Origin of the sequence: Actinophytocola sp. NPDC049390 (assembly GCF_044466355.1) — a bacterium.
Lineage (GTDB): Bacteria > Actinomycetota > Actinomycetes > Mycobacteriales > Pseudonocardiaceae > Actinophytocola.
The window spans coordinates 114,099-133,856 of sequence record NZ_JBITMQ010000006.1 but is presented as its reverse complement, the minus strand read 5'-3'; the positions used below and the strand labels follow the sequence as shown (position 1 = coordinate 133,856).

Sequence of the window (19,758 nt, the reverse complement as noted above, 5' to 3'; positions counted from 1 at the left end):
CTACGCTCCGATCACCTGCTGGAAGCCCTGCTCGAAGATCCGTTCCTGCGCCTCGTTCAACGCCATGAACACCTTCGCGGTGGCCAATGTGGACTCACTGGGGAAGATCAGCTCGTTCTCGGCGAGCTCGGGGTCGATCGCGACCATCGCGTCCTGTGCGCCCTGGACCGGGCAGATGAAGTTGACGTACGCGGCCAGCTCGGCGGCGACCTCGGGCTCGTAGTAGTGGTTCATGAGCGCCTCGGCGTTGGCCTGGTGCGTGGCGCGGTTGGGCACCTGCATGTTGTCCGACCAGAGCATCACCCCGGCCTCGGGCGTCACGAACTTGATGTTCTCGTCCTCGAAGTTCAGCTGGATCACGTCCCCGGACCAGCCGACGCACGCGGCGATGTCGCCCTTCGCGAGGTCCTGGGCGTAGTCGTTGCCGGTGAAGCGGCGGATCTGCCCGGCGTCGACGGCCGCCTGGAGCTTGTTCAGCGCCTCGTTGAACTGCTCCTCGGTGAAGTCCGACGGATCGTGCCCCATCTCCAGCAGGATCAGCCCGACGGTGTCCCGCATCTCGGAGAGCATCGTGACCTTGCCCTTGAGGTCGGGCCGGGTCAGCAACTCCTCCATGGTGCGCACCTCGCGGGTGACGTTGCCGTTGTAGGCGATGCCGGCGAGCCCGGTCTGCCAGGGCACGGCGTACTCGGTGCCCTTGTCCCACGGGCGGCCGCGGAGTGAAGGCAGTAGGTTCGCCTCGACGTTCGGGAGCTTGTCCTTGCGGAGCGGCTGCACCCAACCGAGCCGGATCAGCCGCGCCGCCATCCAGTCGGTGAGGACGATGATGTCCCGGTCGATCGACTGGCACGTGGAGAGCTGGTTGCGTACCTTGCCGAAGAACTCGTTGTTGTCGTTGACGTCCTCCTGGTACGTCACCTGGATCCCCGACTCCGCGGCGAACGCGTCCAACGTGGGCCGCACCGACTCGTCGTCCTCGGCGACGTCGATGTACAGGGGCCAGTTGGAGATGACGAGCGACTTGTCCGACGCGGACAGGTCGTCGCTGCGGCAGGCGGCGGGGTCCTGGCGGGTGCCGGGCATGCCACAGCCGGTGGCTGCCAGGGCGGTGGCGGCCACCAGACCACGCAGAACGGTCCGCCGGGACGTACGAACCCGTCCCGTCAGCAGTGCCGCCGCCTGAGGGGAGAGCAACGTAGGCGCCCTGGTTCGCATGGCGACCGATAGTGACACGCGACACGCCGCTGAACAAGGGATTCCGTTGTCACATTCGCGTTTCGCGACGAATTGCGTAAGACTCTTCGCTGTATCAGGAGGGACTGAATGGCGGATCTGGACAACGTCTCCAAGGCGATCATCGAACAGCTGCAGGAGGACGGCCGCAGGCCGTACGCCACGATCGGCCGCGCGGTAGGACTCTCCGAAGCAGCGGTCCGACAACGCGTGCAACGCCTACTGGACGCGGGCGTGATGCAGATAGTGGCGGTGACCGACCCACTGCAACTGGGCTTCCCCCGCCAGGCAATGGTCGGCATCCGCACGTCCGCGGACATGGAGGAAACCGCCGACCGCCTGGCCGAGATCCCGGCGGTCGACTACGTGGTCATCACGGCAGGCTCCTTCGACCTACTGGCCGAGGTGGTAGCCCGCAACGACGACCACCTACTGGAAATCCTGAAAGAGATCCGCGCGGTACCAGGCGTAGCCAGCACGGAAGCCTTCATGTACCTGAAACTCCGCAAACAAACCTACTCATGGGGCACAACCTGACCACCAACACCACGAACGCCACGTTTGTGACGTTGAGCCTGGATCCACCGGTGGTCAACGTGGTGGTTCCGGACCTGCGGCAAGCGCGGCCTGATCAGGCCCGCTTCGCAGCAGCACCGGTCCCGGGCGCGCAGCGCCCGAGGCCCGCGAAGCGGGCCCCAGCCCCGTGCACAAGCCGGGCGCCAGCCCACAAAGACAGCCTGCCTGCCCTCCCGTCGACCTGGCGAAGCCCGATCACGCCGGGTCAAGGGGCCTGCCCGAAGCACCCGGTGCCCGAAACACTGGCCCCTTGACGCGGTGTGATAGCCCGGAGGGAGGTCGACGGGAGGGCAGGCAGACCCATCCTCGCCAAATCTCAACAAGCCAAAATCGTGAGGCCCCCTCCCCGAGATCAGCCCGTCCGGCGAGGACCCCCCGGAGGGAAACCGCCCCATACACAACCGAGCATGATCATCGGCGGATTCGGGTTCGAGGTGGCCGGACCATGATCGTCTTTTTGGGAACGTCCCACCCGGATATGAGCAAGGATCTCCCTTTTCGGCGATCAGGCCCGCGCAAAGCCGGGCGAAAGCCCACAAAGACGACCTGCCTGCCCTCCCCGAGATCAGCCCGTCCGGCGAGGCCCCCCCGGAGGGCTACTGCGGATTCCGTCGCCAGCAGACCACCTCACAGAGGCAATCACTTGCCGACCCACCGAAAGTATGCGGTAATCGCAAGCATGGCCGACAACCTCTGGATGCACTTCACCCGCATGTCGTCCTACGCCGACTCCCCCGTGCCGACCATCGCACGCGGCGAAGGCCCCTACATCTGGGACACGAACGGCAAGCGGTACCTCGACGGCCTGTCCGGGCTGTTCGTCGTCCAGGTCGGCCACGGCCGGGAGGAGCTGGCCGAGGCCGCGGCCAAGCAGGCCCGCGAACTGGCCTACTTCCCGATCTGGTCCTACGCCCACCCCAAGGCCGTCGAGCTGGCCGAGCGGCTCGCGACCCTCACGCCGGGCGACCTCGACACGGTCTTCTTCACCACCGGCGGTTCCGAAGCCGTCGAGAGCGCGTGGAAGCTGGCCCGCGCCTACTTCAGGCTGACCGGCAAACCGACGAAACACAAGGTCATCTCCAGGGCGATCGCCTACCACGGCACCTCCATGGGCGCACTGTCGATCACCGGTCTCCCCGGTCTGAAGGCCGACTTCGAACCCCTGGTCCCCTCGACCATCCGGGTCCCGAACACCAACCTCTACCGCGCCCCGGACGGCACGGCGGGTCCCGACGGCACGGACGCGGAGGCGTTCGGCCGCTGGGCCGCCGACCGGATCGAGGAGGCCATCCTGTTCGAGGGCGCCGACACGATCGCCGCCGTCTACCTCGAACCGGTCCAGAACGCGGGTGGGTGCTTCCCGCCGCCGCCCGGCTACTTCCAGCGTGTCCGCGAGATCTGCGACCGGCACGACGTGCTGCTCGTGTCCGACGAGGTGATCTGCGCGTTCGGCAGGCTCGGTGAGTACTTCGGCGCCTCCCGCTACGGCTACCAGCCCGACATCATCACCTGCGCCAAGGGCCTGACCAGTGGGTACGTCCCGCTCGGCGCCATGCTGGTCAGCGACCGCCTCGCCGAGCCCTTCCGGCACGGCGCCAACACGTTCGCCCACGGCGTCACGTTCGGCGGGCACCCGGTCGCGAGTGCGGTGGCGCTCGCGAACCTCGACCTGTTCGTCCGCGAGGACCTCAACGCGCACGTGCGCCGCAACAGCGACCTCTTCCGGTCCTACCTGGAACGGCTGGGCGACCTGCCGATCGTGGGGGACGTGCGCGGCGACGGCTACTTCTTCGGCATCGAGCTGGTGAAGGACAAGGCCACCAAGGAAACCTTCGACGAGGCCGAGTCCGAGCGGCTGCTGCGCGGCTACCTGTCCAAGGCGCTGTTCGACGCGGGCCTGTACTGCCGCGCCGACGACCGCGGTGACCCCGTCGTGCAGCTCGCGCCGCCACTGACGTGCGAGGAACCGCAGTTCGCCGAGATCGAGGAGATCCTGCGCGCGGTGCTGTCGGAGGCGTCGAACCGGCTGTAGCGGTCACAGCATGGCGTTGCAGGCGGCGGACGCGAACGTCCCGAACCACGACCTGGGCCGGGCGGGCAGCTCGGCCAGCGGCACCCGTTCACCGGTGCACAGCGCCCGCAGCAGGGTCGCGCACGTCGCGGCGACGGGGCGCTTCGCGGGGTCGACGTCGGTCATCGCGGTGAGCACCGCGCGCCACGCCCTGCCCCACGCGCCGGGGACCTTCGGGCGGTGGACGAGCCGTGCGGTCGCCGCCTCCTTGCCGTCGCCGGGAAACTCGACCTCTCCGGTCAGGCATTCGAGCAGCACCAGTCCGAGTGAGTACACGTCCACCACGGGTTCGATCTCGCCACCGGTCACCTGTTCCGGCGCGAGGTAGGAGGCCGTGCCGTGGACGTTCGCGTCGGTGTCGCCGGACGAGCCCGCGACCCCGAAGTCGGCGAGGTAGCACTCGCCCTCGTCGTCGAACAGCACGTTGGCGGGCGTCACGTCGCGGTGCACGATGCCCTCACCGTGCACATAGGACAGCACGTCGGCGATCACCGCGCCGATCTCCGCCACCCGGTCCGGGAGCATGGGCCCGCTGTCGAGCCGGTCGCGCAACGTCCCGCCGGCTGCGAGTTGCAGCACGAGGAACGGACGCGGCCCGTCGAAGCCGAAGTCGAAGAGGGTCAGCAGCCCAGGGTGCGACAGTCCGGCGAGGAGCTCGGCCTCCGCGACGAGATCGAGCGGGGCGTGTGCGGAGCGACAGCTCTTCACCGCCACCCGCCGCGCGAGGCGCAGATCGCGGGCCTCGAACACGTCCGCCGTGCCGCCCCCGCCGAGCCGCGGGCCCAGCCGGTAACGGTGGTCGATAACAGTGTTCGTGGACACGATCTTCGTGTACCCGGCGTTGCCACGTGGAAACTGACGTGTGCGGGGTAATCACTCGTGTGAGGGAGGCGCTGATGGACGATGTCGACGCCGTGGTGATCGGCGCAGGCCACAACGGGTTGGTGGCCGCCAACCTTCTAGCTGACGCGGGGTGGCGGGTGCTCGTCTGCGAGGCGACCGACGCCCCGGGCGGCGCCGTGGCCTCCGGCGAGGTGGCCGCACCCGGGTACGTCGCCGACCTGTGCAGCGCGTTCTACCCGCTCGCCGCCGCCTCGCCCGCGTTGCTGTCCCTGGGGCTGGAGGAGCACGGACTGACGTGGCGGCACGCGCCGTCCGTGCTGGCGCACGTCTTCCCGGACGGCAGGCACGTGGTGCTGTCGCGCGACATCGAGGAGACCGCGAAGGCGGTGGCGGAGTTCGCGGCCGCCGACGCGGACGCCTGGCACGCCGAGTTCGCCTACTGGCAACGGGTCCGCGACGACGTGCTCGACGCGGTCCTCACCCCGTTCCCACCCGTCCGCGCGGCGGCCCGGCTCGCCAGACGGCTCGGCGCGGGCGGGATGCTGCGGTTCGCGCGGATGGCCGTCCTGCCGGTGCGGACGCTGACCGGCGAGCGCTTCGCCGGCGACGGCGCACGCGCGCTGTTCACGGGCAACGCCATGCACACCGACCTCGGACCGGACAACGCGGGCTCGGGGATCTTCGGGTGGCTGCTGACGATGCTCGGCCAGGAGGTCGGGTTCCCGGTGCCCGCGGGCGGCGCCGGAAAGCTCACGGACGCGCTGGTGCGCCGACTGTCCACCCGCGACGGCAGGCTCGACTGCGGCAGGCCGATCACGTCCGTGGTCGTCGCGGGCGGGCAGGCGCTCGGGGTGCGGGACGCGGACGGGCACGTGGTCAGGGCGCGACGGGCCGTGCTCGCCGACGTGCAGGCGCCGGTGCTGTACCGGGAGATGGTGGGTGAGACGCACCTGCCCGCGCGGCTGGTGCGCGACCTCGACGACTTCGTGTGGGACGACGCCACCATCAAGGTGGACTGGGCGCTGTCGGGCCCGATCCCGTGGACGGCGCCCGGGGTCGGCGGGGCGGGCACCGTGCACCTGGGCGCGGACGTGAACGGGCTCGCCGGGGTCGCGAACGACCTCGCGTGCGGCCGGGTGCCGCGCAACCCGTTCCTGTTGCTCGGGCAGATGACCACGGCCGACCCGTCCCGCTCTCCCGATGGCACGGAGGCGGTGTGGGCGTACACGCACGTGCCGCGGGGTGAGACGTGGTCGGAGTCGCGGCTCAAGCGGCGGGCGGACCGGATCGAGCAGGTCATCGAGGACCAGGCGCCGGGTTTTCGCTCGCGGATCGTCGGCCGTGCGATCGCGGGTCCGGCCGAGCTGGCCGCGCACAACCCCGGTCTGGTCGAGGGCGCGATCAACAGCGGCACGTCCGCGGTCCACCAGCAGCTGGTGTTCCGCCCGGTCCCCGGGCTCGGCCGCGCGGACACGGTGGTCGACCGCCTGTACCTGGCGGGCGCGGCGGCGCACCCCGGGGGCGGCGTGCACGGCGGCGCCGGGGCGAACGCGGCGAAGGCGGCGCTGGCGAGGGACCGGGTCCCGGGCTACCGCGGCGTCATCTCGGCAGCGCATACATTGATCTACCGGTAGCACATGGACATCACGGCTGGCGCGAGCCGACCCCGGCGGCGGCGAGGTCGGCGAGCCGGGACAGCGACTCGCGGTTGCGCGGGATGAGCAGCGCGGCCTGCAGCGGCTTCGGCAGCAGCGCGGCCGGACCGCGCACGACCTGCTCGGACATGAGAACGTCCGTGCCGCCACCAGTGCCGCTACCAGTGCCACCGTCGGTCGCTGACAGCTCCAGTCGCACACGCGCGGCGCCGAACGGCCACAGGCGGGCGTCCAGCTCCAGCCACCGGCCCGGCTCGACGCCGAGAACCTCCGTCGCGTCGTTCGTGACCAGCGGCCAGGGCCCGACGCTGTGGTGGACGCGGGTGCCGACCGCGGGCCAGCCGGGGTCGACCGCCCGCACGTGCGATGCGCCGACCACCCAGCCCGAGTACGTCCACCCGGTGGCCAGCACCGCCCACACCTGCTCCGGCGACGCGGCGATCCGCTCGGTCACGTCGATCATGACAGTCCTCCAGCGTCGGAGAACTCCAGGTACCCGCCTCAGTGCCGGGCAAACCGGGCCACGACCCGTTTGAAGCCGATCAGCTGCCGGTAGCTCGGCCGGGCGGCGAACATCGCCAGCGTCCACAACGCGGGCCGCCTGGCCTCCGCGCACAGGTGCAGCACCTTGTCCTCGCCGCCGTGCTGCCCCGCCCAGACGCCGATGTGCGCGCCCCACGCGTCCTTCGACGAGTTCACCAGCACCAGGTCGAGCGGGCGCGGCGCCGCGACCCGCTGTGTCGACTTCACGTCGTCCCACAGCTCGCTCGAGCGCAGGTCCGGCGGGTCGTAACCGAAGTGCCGCAGCACCTCGTACGCGAACAGCTGGCAGTTCGCGCCGTCCGCCAGGCCGGGCCGTGCCAGCACCGCACGCGAGCCCGGGTAGCGGGCGCCGACGTACCGGACCTCCCAGAAGGCGTCCGGCAGCTCGATCATCCCGGTAGCTTCACCACCGTCACGAAGAAGTCGTCGATCTGACGGATGACGTCGATGAACCGGTCGAAGTCGACCGGCTTGCTCACGTACGCGTTGGCGTGGAGCGTGTAGCTGCGGAGGATGTCCTCCTCCGCCTCCGAGGTCGTCAGGACCACCACGGGGATCACCCGCAGCTCCGGGTCGGCCTTCAGCTCGGCGAGGACCTCCCGACCGTCCACGCGCGGCAGGTTCAGGTCGAGGAGGATCAGGCCCGGCCGCGGCGCGTCAGCGTGCTCCCCCTCGCGCCGCAGGAACCGCAGCGCCTCCTCACCGTCGCGCACCACGTGCAGGTGGTTGCGGATCTTGTGGTGCTCGAACGCCTCACGCGTCATCAGCACGTCGCCGTCGTCGTCCTCGACGAGCAGCACGTCGATCACGTCGAGCGGGGTGGGGTCAGCCATCGGTGTCCTTGTCGTCGGCGGTGTCGCTGGCGGTGTCGCCGGCGGTGTCACTGGCACGGTCGGCGCCGATCACCGGCAGAGTGAAGCAGAACCGCGACCCGGATTCCACATTCTTGTCCAGCCAAATCGCGCCACCGTGATACTCGACGATCTTGCGGCACATCGCCAGTCCGATCCCGGTGCCCGGATAGTCGGCTTTGTTGTGCAGCCGCTGGAAGATCACGAAGATCCGCTCGGCGTACTCGGGGTCGATGCCGATCCCGTTGTCGGCGACCGCGAACTCCCAGAAACCGTCGTCGCGGCGGACCGTGATCGACACCTTCGGCGGGTCCTCGCCGCGGAACTTGAGCGCGTTGCTGATCAGGTTCTGGAACACGGCCGTGAGCAGCGGGACCTCGGCCGACACGGTCGGCAGGTCGTCGGAGACGACGGTCGCCCCCGTCCGCTCGATCGCGTCCGCCAGGTTGGCGAGCGCCTGCTCCAGCACCGCGTCGCAGGACACCTCGACCGGTTCGCGCACGATCCGCCCGACCCGGCTGAACGCGAGCAGGTCGTTGATCAGGATCTGCATGCGTTTCGCGCCGTCCACGGCGAACGCGATGTACTGGTCGGCCCGCTCGTCGAGCTTGCCCTTGTACCTGCGTTCGAGCAGCTGGCAGAAGCTCGCCACCTTCCGCAGCGGCTCCTGCAGGTCGTGGGAGGCGATGTAGGCGAACTGCTCCAGCTCCGCGTTCGACCGTTCCAGGTCCTTGGTGCGCTCGTCCAGCTCGGCGTGCGCCACCCGCACCGCGGACAGGTCGGAGAGGATCCGCTCCCGCATCACGTTCACGTCCGCGCCCAGCTCGCGGACCTCGCGCGGGCCGCTCTGCTCGACCGGGTGGTCGTAGTCGCCCCGGGAGACGGTCCGGACCTCCTCGGCGAGCCGCGCCACCGGCCGGATCGCCGCGAACCGCAGCCCGATCGCGAGCACCGCCACGACGATCGCGAACGCGACCGCGATGCCGATGAGCACGCCGTTCACCGAGGTCGCGGTGTTCTCGAGGTCGTCGGTGGCGGCCATGCGGGCCGCGTTGAGGTCGCGTTCGAGGTTGCCGAGCGCGTCCCGGACGGGGTCGAAGATGCCCCTGCCCTCGGCGATCGTCGCGTCCGACGGGACGCCTCTGCCGGTCGTGATCGCGACCATCGTCGGCTGGGCGTACTCGGTGCGCCACTCGTCGGCGCGGTCGACGACCCGCATGAGGTCGTCCTGCACGTCGGGCAGGTCGGCGAGGAGCTGCCGCAGCGCCGCTACGGCCGCGTCCTGCTCCCGCAGACCCGACGTGTACCGGCTGAGCACGTCCTCGTCGGCGCCCAGCACGTAGTCCCGCACGCCGGTCTCCTGGTCGACGAGCGCGGACTCGAGCCGCAGCGCCTGCTGCAGCGCGGGGTCGATGCGCCCGACCACGGTCGCACGGGCGTCGCCGAGACCCCGCAGCGCGAGCCCGCCGACGATGACGGCGGCCAGGAGGAACACCCCCAGCGCGGCGACGCTGACGTTGATGATGCGGCGCAGTGGCCAGCGCGCCGCGTCAGCCATGGCTCAGTGCCACCACGGCCAGGTCGTCGTCGAGGTCGCCGCCGTTGAGCTCACGAACCTGGTTGATCACGTGGTCGAGCAGCGCCGCCTCCCGCAGGCCCGCGGCGAGACCGGTGTTGACCAGCCCGATGAGCCCGTCGACGTCGAGCCGCCTGCGTTCCGTGCCGACGCGGCCCTCGATGAGCCCGTCGGTGTACATCAGGATCGTCCACGCCTCGCCGAGCTCGACCTCGCAGTCGGGCCAGCGGCCGCCGTCGCCGACGCCGACCGGCGTGCGGACCGGCGCCTTCAGCTCACGCACGTCCGCGCCGGTGATCAGCAGCGGCGGCGGGTGCCCGACGAGGTGCAGCGTGCCGGTGGTGCGGGCCGGGTCGATGGTGAGCATGCAGAGCGTGGTGAACAGGTTGGGCTGGTACCTCTCGTGGGTGAACACCTCGTTCACGACCGAGAGCACTTCCGTCGAGGGGCGGGTGGACAGCACCATCGTCCGCCACGCGACGCGCATCGACACGCCGAGCGCGGCCTCGTCGGGGCCGTGGCCGCAGACGTCGCCGACCACCGCGTGCACGGCGCCGTCGGCGGTCTGGACCACGTCGTAGAAGTCGCCGCCGAGCAGGAGCCGCTGGCCACCGGGCGAGTAACGAGTGGTGACCCGCAACGTCTGGTCCGACACGATCGGAGTCGGCAGCAGGCCGCGTTCGAGGCGGCCGTTCTCCTCCGCGTAGATCTGCGCGTCCCGCAGCTGGCGCTGCAGCGAGTCGGACCGCTCGCGTTCGACGGCGTAGCGGATCACGCGGTCGAGCAGGTGCCCGTCGACCTGGCCTTTGACGAGGTAGTCCTGCGCGCCGAGCCGGACCGCCTCCTCGCCGAGGTACTCGTCGGCGAGCCCGGTCAGCACGACCACGGCGACCGACGGCACGTTGTCCTGCAGCCAGCGCAGGCCGTCCAGTTCGTGGGTGTCCGGCAGGCCGAGGTCGAGCAGCACGCACGCGGCGTCCTCGACCGCGGCCTTCGCCTCCGCGAGCGTGCGGACCCGGTGCAGCGTGACGGCCGCGCCGGACTCGAGCAACAGCTCTTCGACGAGGAACGCGTCGCCGTCGTCGTCCTCTATCAGCAGCACCCGCGTCGGCGCGGGTCTCTCACGTGCCCCGCTGAGCGCACCAACCATGACCTGGCCTGCTCGTCCCTCACTCCCCGGGTGCCGACCACGGATGGTCGATACGGTCTGCCCATCCTAGTCGGAACACGGGCGAAGCCCGGAACGAGCGGTTCGCGTGGCGTGGTGGCTCAGGTCGAGGCGGTTTCCGCGCGCAGCAGGCCGGGGGCAGGCCGGTCGGTGTCACGGTCGGCGTCCCGGTCGTCGTCACCGTCGTCGTCACGGTGCCGCGCGGTGAGCGTGGCGAGCGCGACGTCCCACGCGGGGTCGAGGCTGTAGCAGCTGTGCCTGCGCATGGCCTGCCGCGGCCGCGACTCGCCGTCCGCGGGCCACGGGTCGAGCACCCGCCATTCGGCGCCGCAGCGGCGGACGCCGGTCACCGGGTCGGTCTCGTCGTCGGCGGCCTCGTCGCAGCCGAGGCGGACGGAGCTGAACACCGGTTCGTCGGTGCGCTGCCAGCTCAGCACGGGCCCGCCGATCGGGTCGGTCTCGCGGTACAGCGACACCCACCGGCGCTGCAGCACGTCGTCCTGGAGCCAGCACAGGAACGGGTGGTCGACGTAGGCGGGGAACGCCCGCGCGTACGCGACCTGCAGCTGCGACCCGTAGGTCAGCAACGCGACCCGCCGCCGGTAGCGCGGGTCGACCCTGGTCAGCGCGGCCGCCGCGATCAGGCTGCCCTGGCTGTGCCCGGCGAGCACGACGAACCGGGCCGGGCCCTCGGCGTGCCACTCGATGCGCCTGCGCAGGTCGTCGATCACCTTGGGCGAGTAGGGCGGCGGCACGAACGGGTGCGCGGCCGCGGGCCAGAACGCGACCACGTCCCACACCACGCACGCCCCCCGGCGCACCGCGCTGTCCCCCACGGCACGGCGGCCGAGGTAGACGAGGAAACCACCCAGCAGCAGCAAGGCGACCGTGCCGACGGTGACCGGGTCGAGGCCCGGCAGGTCGCGGCAGTCGGACAGGATCACCCCGCTCGGCCTGCACACGGTCGCGCCGAGGTCGCCCCAGGCCTCGGCGATGGCGGCCCCGGTCAGCACCGCGCCCACGCCCGCGACGGCGATCGCGAGCCAGTGCACGGAGAACTTCAACCGGCCGACCCACCACGCGCGTGCCACGCGCCGCACCTGGTCCGCGGGCAGCAGGCCCGGTCCGGCGGCCGCGCGGACGAACCGCCGGTACCGCTTGGCGGACAACGCCATCCACGTCCCGAGCACCGCGGCGAGCACGACGCCGAGCCCGACGGCCACACCGGCGGCGAACGCGATCCGCAGGTGGAACAGCGGCAGCGCCATCGCGTCCGGCTCGTCCGACGGGCGCAGCGCGCGCAGCACGCCGTAGTCGAGCGCGGCGGTGAACCCGACACCGAGGAACACGCCGAGCGACGCGACCACCGGCCCGGTCATGCCGCCGAGGAACCGGCGGAAGGGCTTGGGCGGTCTCGGTTTCCCCGTCAGCGACGCGAGCACGGCAGTGGCCGCGACGAGCACCAGCAGGGCGACGAGCGCGAACCCCGCCACCCACATGCCGAGGTTCGCGATGCCCGGCAGCACGCCCCGGTCGCGTGCCGGGTACTCCGGTACGGCGAGCATCGTGAGCACCGCGGCACCCAGGAGGACGATCGCGACCGCGAGGACCGCCCCGGGCAGCCGCCGCACGAACAGGGTGGACACCCAGGTGCGTCGCACCGCCGGGTCACCGACGAGCGCGGCGTGGAGAACGGTCCACGGCAGCAGCACGACCGCGACCCAGAACGGCCAGTCACCACCGCTGTGCTCGCGGGCGAGACCGCCGGCGAGCAGCGACAGCACGGTCAGTCCCGCGGCCAGGTGCAGGTGCCGCAGCGCGGGGATGTCCTCGTCGCCGCGGTAGAACTCCCCGCCCGCGAGTCCCGTCTTCGCCGCGGCGTCGGGCAGGGGTTCGGTCTCCGGCACCGTGCGCGGCCTGCCGCCGACGAACCGGATCACCAGCAACGCGACGACCACCACGGCGACCGCGCCCGCGAGCCACCACCGCGGGTCACCCGACCGGGACCCCGCTCCGGTCCACTGCCAGGCGAGCAGGTCGACCGCGGCCTGCGCGAAGCCCAGCACGACGAGCCCGGTCAGCACGATCGCCAGCACGCGCAGCATGGCCCTGGCCACCGTCCGCGCGGCCGAGCCCGCACGGCCGCCGCCCGCCGGGAGCATGAAGTAGGCCATGTTCACGAGCCCGAACGGGATCAGCGCGAGCCACAGCGCCTGCCGCCACGAGCCCGACGTCAGTGGTCCCCAGTGGTATCCCTCGACGATGTGGCCGTCGGCCGCGCGGACCTCGTTCCCGGCGCTGTCGACCGGCCGGAAGAACCGGCCGTCCACGTCGCCCGCGACCTGCTTCACCAGCGGCCGGTCGAGCATGTCCTCCGGCGGCGTGCCACTCACCCCGTGGACCCGCAGTTCCACGAACATGCCCCAGGGTCGTCTCAGGACGGTGGGATCGTTACGGGGTCCGGGTGAGGAAGTCGAGCACCAGCGGGCCGGCGACCTCCCGGAACTCCTCGAAGTAGGCGTGGCGCGCGCTGGGGATGAGGTGCGCCCGCGCGTCGGGCACCCGGTCGGCGATCAACGGCGCGTTGGCCGCGGGGTTGAAGACGTCGTCGGCACCGTGGACCACCAGCGTCGGCGCGGTGATCTTCGCGAGTGCGTCCCAGCCGTCGTGCTCCTTGCTGGCGGTGAAGTGGCCGCGGCGCGCGTGGGGCGGCATGTCCCGGTCGCCGATCGTGGTGAAGGGTCCGGGGTGCGTGGCGAGCCACGCGGGTGTGTACATGAGTTCCAGCAGCGCCTGCCGGGCCTTCCTCGTGTCCCGCTGCGCGAGGGAGCGGCGGACCTCGGCGCTGCGTTCGATGCCGTGCGCGCCGCCCGGCGAGGTGCAGCCGAGCACCAGCCGCCGCACCCGGTCGGGGTGGTCGGCGGCGAACCACTGCGCGACCCGGCCGCCCATGGAGGTGCCGTACACGTGGGCTTCGGAGACGCCCATGTCGTCGAGGATCGCGCGCACGTCGGCCGCGAAGCCGCGGGTGCCGTACCCGGTCTCGGGCTTGTCGCTGCGCCCGGTGCCGCGGTGGTCGAACACGACGGTCCGGAACCGGGCGTCGAAGTCCTGCCGCGGCGCGTCCCACCAGTGGTGGTTGTTCGACTGCCCGGCGATGAGCAGGAGCACGTCGTCCCCGGTGCCGTTGACCTCGTAGTACAGGGCGGCACCGTCGTCGGCGCGGGCGAGACTCACGCGGACCACAGTAGTGGTTACCCGGTCCGGGGCAGGCCTCGTCGACTGCCCCGGCCGGGTGCTCACTCAGGAGCCGAGGACGGCAAGCTCCCAGAGTGAGTAGCCCCACTGGGTGGCACGTTGTGTGCCCAGGACGCGCACGTACCGGCCCGGCGCCTGCACCGTCACCTCGTCGGTGCCGCCGTCCGAGGTGGCGGTCGAGTAGACCGTGCGCCACGTGGAGTTGTTGTCGGACAACTGGATCTGGTACGCGCGGCCGTACGCGGTCTCCCACACGAGCCGCACCCGCTGGACGTCGCGGACCGAGCCGAGGTCGACGGTGATCGACTGCGGGTCGGCGAACGCGCTGCTCCACCGCGTGCCCGGGTTGCCGTCGACCGCGTTCGCGCCCACGTGGGACGTGCCGGGTTCGACGCTCGTCGTGGTGACCGGGCGGCCTCGGGCCAGATCGGTGACACCTGTGGCAGGGGCGCAGTCGGCCGTCACGGCGCCGCCCGCCCACTGGATGCCGCCGAGCAGCATGCGGGTGAAGTTCGACTCCGCGTAGGACCCCTCGGTGTGGCCGAGGCCCGTGTACCAGGCGCGACCGCCCTGGTAGTTCTGGCACCACGTGATCGGGTGGTCGCCCATGGAGCCGCCGCTGTAGGTCGACTCGTCGAGGTTGGCCAGGACCTTCACGGCCGGGCGCGGGTTGGTGCGGTAGTTGTACCACTCGTCGGTGCGGGTCCAGGTCGACGGCAGGTGCGCGGTCGACGGGTGGGCCGTGGTCTCGACGCGTACGTTCGCCTGCTGGATGTGCGGGTGCGAGGCGAAGTACGCACCGACGAGACCGCCGTACCACGCCCAGCCGTACTCGGTGTCGGCCGCGGCGTGGACGCCCACGTACCCGCCGCCGCCCCGGATGTAGGACTCGAACGCGGCCTGTTGCGTGTCGTTCAGGACGTCGCCGGTCGTGGAGAGCCAGACGACGGCCTGGTACTGCGCCAGGTTCGCCGTGGTGAACTGGTTCGCGTCCTCGGTCGCGGTCACCGAGAAGCCGTTGCGCGCACCCAGGGTGGTGATCGCGGCGATGCCCTCGTCGATCGAGGAGTGGCGGAATCCGGCGGTCTTCGAGAAGACCAGGATCTTGGACAGTGGCGCGGCGTCCGCCGGTGGCGGGGCGGCCAGCGGGGCGACGGCGACCGACATGGCCGCGGTCGCGACAAGGAGAGCCTTGGCAACGGTGCGCACGACTCGGTCCTCTCTCGGTGCAGGGGTGGATCCGAAAGAGACAGCAGGGTTTGCACAAGCAGTTAACATCCGAGGTCTCACCGTCGTCAAGCAGCCATTCGGACGTCATGAACGAGAAAGTTCAACCGAGAGATCGGATGTCTCGTCGACCGTGTCCCATGATCGTCTTCCGCCGAAAAAACGAAGGCATTACGCCATTCGGCATATTCGGAAAGGGTCGACAGGAATTGCGGCCAGTCGCTACGGTGACAATCCGCACATACGGACGGTAACCAGCCGTATCCAGGCGACTCCGTTGTGTGCCAACAATTTCTGACACCCATCTAACAATCGCGCAACGTACATCTGCGCGCATTTTTCTCGACACCGTTCACACCTAGGCTCCGGCAGGTTCTACCCGCCTGATGGAGGCCTGATGCCCACTAGTAGACGTGTCCGTTCGCTCCAAGTCGTCGGAGCGCTGACCGCGATCGCCACGGTCGCGGCCGTCAGTGCGTCGACGGCTCAGGCGGTCGAGCCGACCGCCCCGTTCCTGTCTGAGATCCACTATGACAACGCCGGAACGGACACCGGCGAGGCGCTGGAGATCGAGGCCCCCGTCGGCTTCGACCTCTCCGGCTGGCAGCTCGCCCTGTACAACGGCAACGGCGGCGGCGTGTACAACACCCGCACGTTGTCCGGCACGGTCCCCGACGCGGGTGTGGTCGTCGCGACCTACCCGACCGACGGTCTCCAGAACGGCTCCCCCGACGCGGTCGCGCTCGTCCGCCCCGACGGCACAGTGGCGGAGTTCCTCTCCTACGAGGGCCCGCTGACCGCGACGAACGGCCCCGCGAACGGCACCACCGCCACCGACATCGGCGTCGCAGAGGGCTCGGCCACCCCGGTCGGCTACTCGCTGCAGAAGATCGACGGCACATGGCGTGAGGCGGCCCAGAACACCTTCGGCACCCGCAACAGCGCTGGTGACCCGGACCCCGACCCGGTCGGCTGCGACCTGACGGTCACCAACACGATCGCCGAGGTCCAGGGCACCACCGACGCGTCGCCGCTGTCCGGCAGCCAGGTCGTGATCGAGGGCGTCGTCACCGCCGACCACGGCACCGGCGGCTACAACGGCGTGTACGTCCAGACCGCGGGCACGGGCGACCGCGCCCCCGCCGCGGGCACCGCCTCCGACGGCGTCTTCGTCTACTTCACCAACGACGCCGCCAACCACCCGGCCGCCGCGAACGGCGACCAGGTGCGCGTGCGTGGTGTGGTCAGCGAGTTCAACGGCCTCACCGAGGTCACCATCGGCGCGAAGGCCGACTTCCAGGTGTGCGCCCACGACGCGACCCTGCCGACCCCGGCCCCGCTGAGCCTGCCGCTCGACCCGGCCGCGCGTGAGTCGGTCGAGTCGATGCTGGTGGCGCCGGTCGGCGACTTCACGGTCTCCGAGGTCTACAACACCAACCGCTTCGGCGAGGTCGTGCTCGCCGCTGGTGACAAGGCCGCGCCGATCCCGACCGACCTGTACCGCCCCGGCACACCGGAGGCCACGGCGCAGGCCGCGGAGAACAAGCTGCGACGCCTGCTGATCGACGACGGCTCGTCGGCGAACCTGTCGTCGGCGGGTCAGCTGCCGCCCTACGTCTACCCGGACGCGCCGCTGCGCGTGGGTGACCAGGTGGAGGCGTTCGCGCCGACCGTGCTGTCGTACGGGTTCAACGAGTGGCGGCTGCAGCCGACCACCCCGGTGACCGCGACGACCCCGGAGCTGCAGCGCACCACGTTCAAGTCGACCAACCCGCGCACCCCCGCGCCGGAGGCCGTCGGCGGTGACATCACGGTCGCGAGCTTCAACGTGCTCAACTACTTCGTCCACTTCGGTGGCGACGCCCGCGGCGCGGACGACGAGGCGGGTCTCGCCAAGCAGGAGGCCAAGATCGTCGCCGCGATCTCCGCGCTGGACGCCGACGTGATCGCGTTGGAGGAGATCGAGAACTCGGTCCGCTTCGAGGCGAACGACCCGCAGATGGCGCTCAAGCGCCTGGTGGCCGCGCTGAACGAGAAGGACGGCGCGGGCACGTGGGACTACGTGCGGTCGCCCGCGAACCTGCCCTCCGCCGAGCAGCAGGACTTCATCACCACGGCGATCATCTTCAAGCCCGGCTCGGTGACGCCGCATGGCGACTCGCGGACGATCAACGACGAGACGGTGTGGTTCAACGCGCGTGAGCCGATCGCGCAGACGTTCACCGCGGGCCAGGTCACGTTCACCGTGGTGGCCAACCACTTCAAGTCGAAGTCCGCGTCCGGCGACCCCACCGGTGACAACGCCGACAGCGGCGACGGGCAGGGCGCCTACAACGGCGACCGGGTCCGGCAGGCCCAGTCGCTGACCGCGTTCGTGGACTCGCTGAAGACGTCCTCGGGCAGCGACGACGTGATCATCCTGGGCGACTTCAACGCCTACACGCACGAGGACCCGATGCAGGTCTTCTACGACGCGTCGCTCGACGACATCGGAAACGGCGAGGCCAGCTACGTGTTCGGCGGCGAGTCCGGTTCGCTCGACCACGCCCTCGCGACCCCGTCGCTGATGCAGCGGGTGACCGGTGTGGACACCTGGCAGATCAACTCGCACGAGTCGTTCGCGTTCCAGTACGACGGCCACCCGGCGTTCTACCAGGCGGACCCGTACCGGGCGAGCGACCACAACCCGAAGGTCATCGGCATCAACACCGGCACGCTCGCGCCGATCGACCTGCAGGTGCTGGGCATCAACGACTTCCACGGCCGCCTCGAGCCGCCGTCGTCCGGTGTCGGTGGTGCCGCGCAGCTCGCGGGGCTGGTGGACCAGCTGCGGGAGCAGAACCCGAACACGCTGTTCCTGTCGGCCGGTGACAACATCGGCGCGTCGACGTTCGTCTCGGCGATCGACAACGACAACCCGACGCTCGACGCGCTGAACCTGATGGGCCTCGACGCGGCGGCGGTCGGCAACCACGAGTTCGACAAGGGCTTCGCGGACCTGTCCGGCCGGGTCACCGACCGGGCGGACTTCCCGTACCTGGGCGCGAACGTGTACCGCGGCGAGGAGCGGGTGCTGCCCGCGTACGACGTGCGGACCGTGGCCGGTGTGCGGGTCGGCATCGTCGGCGTGGTGACCGAGCAGACGGCGTCGCTGGTGAGCCCGGACGGCATCGCGGGGCTCACGTTCCGCGACCCGGTGGCCGAGGCCGACGCGGTGGCGGGCCAGCTGAAGGACGGCGACGAGGGCAACGGCGAGGCCGACGTGGTCGTGCTGCTGGCTCACGAGGGCGCGGCGACGGAGAACATCGGTTCGGTGGCGGACCTGCAGAACGACCCGGTCTTCGGTGACTTCACGCGGGCCGGCGCCGACATCGACGCCATCCTGTCCGGCCACACCCACCAGCCGTACGCGTTCCAGATCCCGGTGCCGGGCACGGACCGGACCCGCCCGGTGCTGCAGGCCGAGGACTACGGCGTGAAGCTGGGCAAGGTCACGCTGTCGATCGACCCGGCGACGAAGACGGTCGTGTCGTCGAACGCCGAGCTGCTCGACGTGACCGGCGCACCGTCGAACCCCGAGGTCGCCGACCTCGTCGCCAGGGCCAAGGCGAACGCGGAGGAGCTGGGCAAGCAGCCGCTGGGCAAGATCACCGCGGACGTCAAGCGGGCCTTCTCGTCCACGGGTGCCGAGGACCGCGGCTCCGAGTCGGTGCTGGGCAACTTCATCGCCGACGTGCAGCTCGCGGGTACCAAGGACGCGGGCCGGGGCGGGGCGCAGATCGCGTTCATGAACCCGGGCGGGTTGCGTGCCGACCTCCTGTACGCGCCGGACGGTGTCGTGACCTACTCCGAGGCGTTCTCGGTGCAGCCGTTCGCGAACGACGTCGTGACGAAGACGTACACGGGTGCGCAGATCAAGCAGGTGCTGGAGGAGCAGTGGCAGCCCGCCGGTGCTTCGCGGCCGAAGCTGCACCTCGGCGTGTCGTCCGGTTTCCGCTACATGTACCTGCCGGACAACCCGGCCGGGCAGCGGATCACCGGCATGTGGCTGAACGACGAGCCGATCGACCCGGCGGGCACGTACCGCGTGACGGTCAACTCGTTCCTGGCCGCGGGTGGCGACAACTTCGCCACGCTGGGAGACGGCACGAACCCGGCCACGACCGGTGACAACGACCTGACGATGCTGACCGCGTACATCGGCGCCAACTCGCCGATCACCGCGGACACCGCGCCAAGGTCGGAGATCGGCCAACCGGGCCCGGCGTGCGACGAGACGATCACGGGCATGGAGTTCGGCCCGATCACCGTGTCGGATGGTTTGACCTGCGTCGACGCCGCGACGATCTTCGGTGCGGTGACGGTGCGGCCGGGCGCGTCCCTGATCGTGACCGACGGCCTGATCGCGGGCCCGGTGACGGCCACCAGGCCCGCGCTGTTCGAGCTGCACGGCACGCACGTCTACGGCCCGGTGACGGTGTCCGGCGCGACCGGCGAGGTCGTGCTGGAGGGGGCCGAGATCGCCGGCCCGGTCTCCGTGACCGGCAACACGGCGGGCGTGCTGGTCGACGCGTCGGCGATCACCGGCCCGCTGCGGCTGACCGGCAACACCGGCGGCGAGGCGATCGTGGCGGGCAACACGGTCACCGGCCCGCTGTCCTGCTCGGGCAACGACCCGGCGCCGGGCAACGACGGCAGGAAGAACACCGTGAACGGCCCGGCGACGGGCCAGTGCGCGGAGCTCTGAGCCGAACACC

14 protein-coding genes are annotated in these 19,758 nt (G+C 70.7%); 4 read left to right on the top strand and 10 right to left on the bottom strand.

What is annotated here, in order from left to right:
• Nucleotides 1-1,215, bottom strand: a complete 1,215-nt coding sequence (locus ACIBVP_RS19175) for a spermidine/putrescine ABC transporter substrate-binding protein (RefSeq protein WP_396107494.1) — start codon at nucleotides 1,213-1,215, stop codon at nucleotides 1-3.
• Between the two features lie 117 nt (nucleotides 1,216-1,332).
• Between ACIBVP_RS19175 and ACIBVP_RS19170 the strand changes: the two genes are divergently transcribed.
• Nucleotides 1,333-1,770: an Lrp/AsnC family transcriptional regulator gene (locus ACIBVP_RS19170; RefSeq protein WP_396107736.1), complete on the top strand. Its 438-nt coding sequence runs from the start codon at nucleotides 1,333-1,335 to the stop codon at nucleotides 1,768-1,770.
• Between the two features lie 682 nt (nucleotides 1,771-2,452).
• On the top strand, nucleotides 2,453-3,841 hold the full coding sequence (locus ACIBVP_RS19165) for an aspartate aminotransferase family protein (protein WP_396107493.1): 1,389 nt from the start codon (nucleotides 2,453-2,455) through the stop codon (nucleotides 3,839-3,841).
• Between the two features lie 3 nt (nucleotides 3,842-3,844).
• On the opposite strand, the gene ACIBVP_RS19160 is transcribed toward ACIBVP_RS19165, so the two are convergent.
• Nucleotides 3,845-4,702, bottom strand: coding sequence for a serine/threonine-protein kinase (locus ACIBVP_RS19160; protein WP_396107492.1), 858 nt, complete (start codon nucleotides 4,700-4,702; stop codon nucleotides 3,845-3,847).
• Between the two features lie 74 nt (nucleotides 4,703-4,776).
• On the opposite strand from ACIBVP_RS19160, the gene ACIBVP_RS19155 reads away from it, so the two are divergent.
• Nucleotides 4,777-6,357 carry a phytoene desaturase family protein gene (locus ACIBVP_RS19155; protein WP_396107491.1) on the top strand — a complete coding sequence of 527 codons (1,581 nt, stop codon included), beginning with the start codon at nucleotides 4,777-4,779 and terminating at the stop codon, nucleotides 6,355-6,357.
• 10 nt (nucleotides 6,358-6,367) lie between these two features.
• Here ACIBVP_RS19155 and ACIBVP_RS19150 read toward each other — a convergent pair whose 3' ends face one another.
• The 8 genes from ACIBVP_RS19150 to ACIBVP_RS19115 form a co-directional block, all read right to left on the bottom strand.
• Nucleotides 6,368-6,841, bottom strand: coding sequence for an SRPBCC family protein (locus tag ACIBVP_RS19150; protein ID WP_396107490.1), 474 nt, complete (start codon nucleotides 6,839-6,841; stop codon nucleotides 6,368-6,370).
• A 38-nt stretch (nucleotides 6,842-6,879) separates the two neighbouring features.
• Nucleotides 6,880-7,314 (bottom strand): hydrolase, encoded by a 435-nt coding sequence (locus tag ACIBVP_RS19145; RefSeq protein ID WP_396107489.1) that lies wholly within the window; start codon nucleotides 7,312-7,314, stop codon nucleotides 6,880-6,882.
• Complete coding sequence (locus ACIBVP_RS19140; protein WP_396107488.1) at nucleotides 7,311-7,754, bottom strand: response regulator; 444 nt, start codon at nucleotides 7,752-7,754, stop codon at nucleotides 7,311-7,313. Before ACIBVP_RS19140 ends, ACIBVP_RS19145 begins: the two co-directional genes overlap by 4 nt.
• A complete protein-coding gene (locus ACIBVP_RS19135; RefSeq protein ID WP_396107487.1) occupies nucleotides 7,747-9,330 on the bottom strand; it encodes an ATP-binding protein in 1,584 nt (527 codons plus the stop codon). Before ACIBVP_RS19135 ends, ACIBVP_RS19140 begins: the two co-directional genes overlap by 8 nt.
• Nucleotides 9,323-10,498 carry a PP2C family protein-serine/threonine phosphatase gene (locus ACIBVP_RS19130; RefSeq protein ID WP_396107486.1) on the bottom strand — a complete coding sequence of 392 codons (1,176 nt, stop codon included), beginning with the start codon at nucleotides 10,496-10,498 and terminating at the stop codon, nucleotides 9,323-9,325. Before ACIBVP_RS19130 ends, ACIBVP_RS19135 begins: the two co-directional genes overlap by 8 nt.
• Before the next feature lie 119 nt (nucleotides 10,499-10,617).
• On the bottom strand, nucleotides 10,618-12,936 hold the full coding sequence (locus ACIBVP_RS19125) for a hypothetical protein (RefSeq protein WP_396107485.1): 2,319 nt from the start codon (nucleotides 12,934-12,936) through the stop codon (nucleotides 10,618-10,620).
• 31 nt (nucleotides 12,937-12,967) lie between these two features.
• Nucleotides 12,968-13,753, bottom strand: coding sequence for an alpha/beta fold hydrolase (locus tag ACIBVP_RS19120; protein ID WP_396107484.1), 786 nt, complete (start codon nucleotides 13,751-13,753; stop codon nucleotides 12,968-12,970).
• 66 nt (nucleotides 13,754-13,819) lie between these two features.
• Nucleotides 13,820-14,983 carry a ThuA domain-containing protein gene (locus ACIBVP_RS19115; protein WP_396107483.1) on the bottom strand — a complete coding sequence of 388 codons (1,164 nt, stop codon included), beginning with the start codon at nucleotides 14,981-14,983 and terminating at the stop codon, nucleotides 13,820-13,822.
• 415 nt (nucleotides 14,984-15,398) lie between these two features.
• On the opposite strand from ACIBVP_RS19115, the gene ACIBVP_RS19110 reads away from it, so the two are divergent.
• Complete coding sequence (locus tag ACIBVP_RS19110; RefSeq protein WP_396107482.1) at nucleotides 15,399-19,748, top strand: ExeM/NucH family extracellular endonuclease; 4,350 nt, start codon at nucleotides 15,399-15,401, stop codon at nucleotides 19,746-19,748.
• Nucleotides 19,749-19,758: the final 10 nt, after the last annotated feature.

What these genes read in the sequence shown, in the direction of transcription:
- ACIBVP_RS19175 (WP_396107494.1), bottom strand. Translation starts at nt 1,215, where the DNA reads ATGCGAACCAGGGCGCCTACGTTGCTCTCCCCTCAGGCGGCGGCACTG.
- ACIBVP_RS19155 (WP_396107491.1), top strand. Translation starts at nt 4,777, where the DNA reads ATGGACGATGTCGACGCCGTGGTGATCGGCGCAGGCCACAACGGGTTG.
- ACIBVP_RS19150 (WP_396107490.1), bottom strand. Translation starts at nt 6,841, where the DNA reads ATGATCGACGTGACCGAGCGGATCGCCGCGTCGCCGGAGCAGGTGTGG.
- ACIBVP_RS19145 (WP_396107489.1), bottom strand. Translation starts at nt 7,314, where the DNA reads ATGATCGAGCTGCCGGACGCCTTCTGGGAGGTCCGGTACGTCGGCGCC.
- ACIBVP_RS19140 (WP_396107488.1), bottom strand. Translation starts at nt 7,754, where the DNA reads ATGGCTGACCCCACCCCGCTCGACGTGATCGACGTGCTGCTCGTCGAG.
- ACIBVP_RS19135 (WP_396107487.1), bottom strand. Translation starts at nt 9,330, where the DNA reads ATGGCTGACGCGGCGCGCTGGCCACTGCGCCGCATCATCAACGTCAGC.
- ACIBVP_RS19130 (WP_396107486.1), bottom strand. Translation starts at nt 10,498, where the DNA reads ATGGTTGGTGCGCTCAGCGGGGCACGTGAGAGACCCGCGCCGACGCGG.
- ACIBVP_RS19125 (WP_396107485.1), bottom strand. Translation starts at nt 12,936, where the DNA reads ATGTTCGTGGAACTGCGGGTCCACGGGGTGAGTGGCACGCCGCCGGAG.
- ACIBVP_RS19110 (WP_396107482.1), top strand. Translation starts at nt 15,399, where the DNA reads ATGCCCACTAGTAGACGTGTCCGTTCGCTCCAAGTCGTCGGAGCGCTG.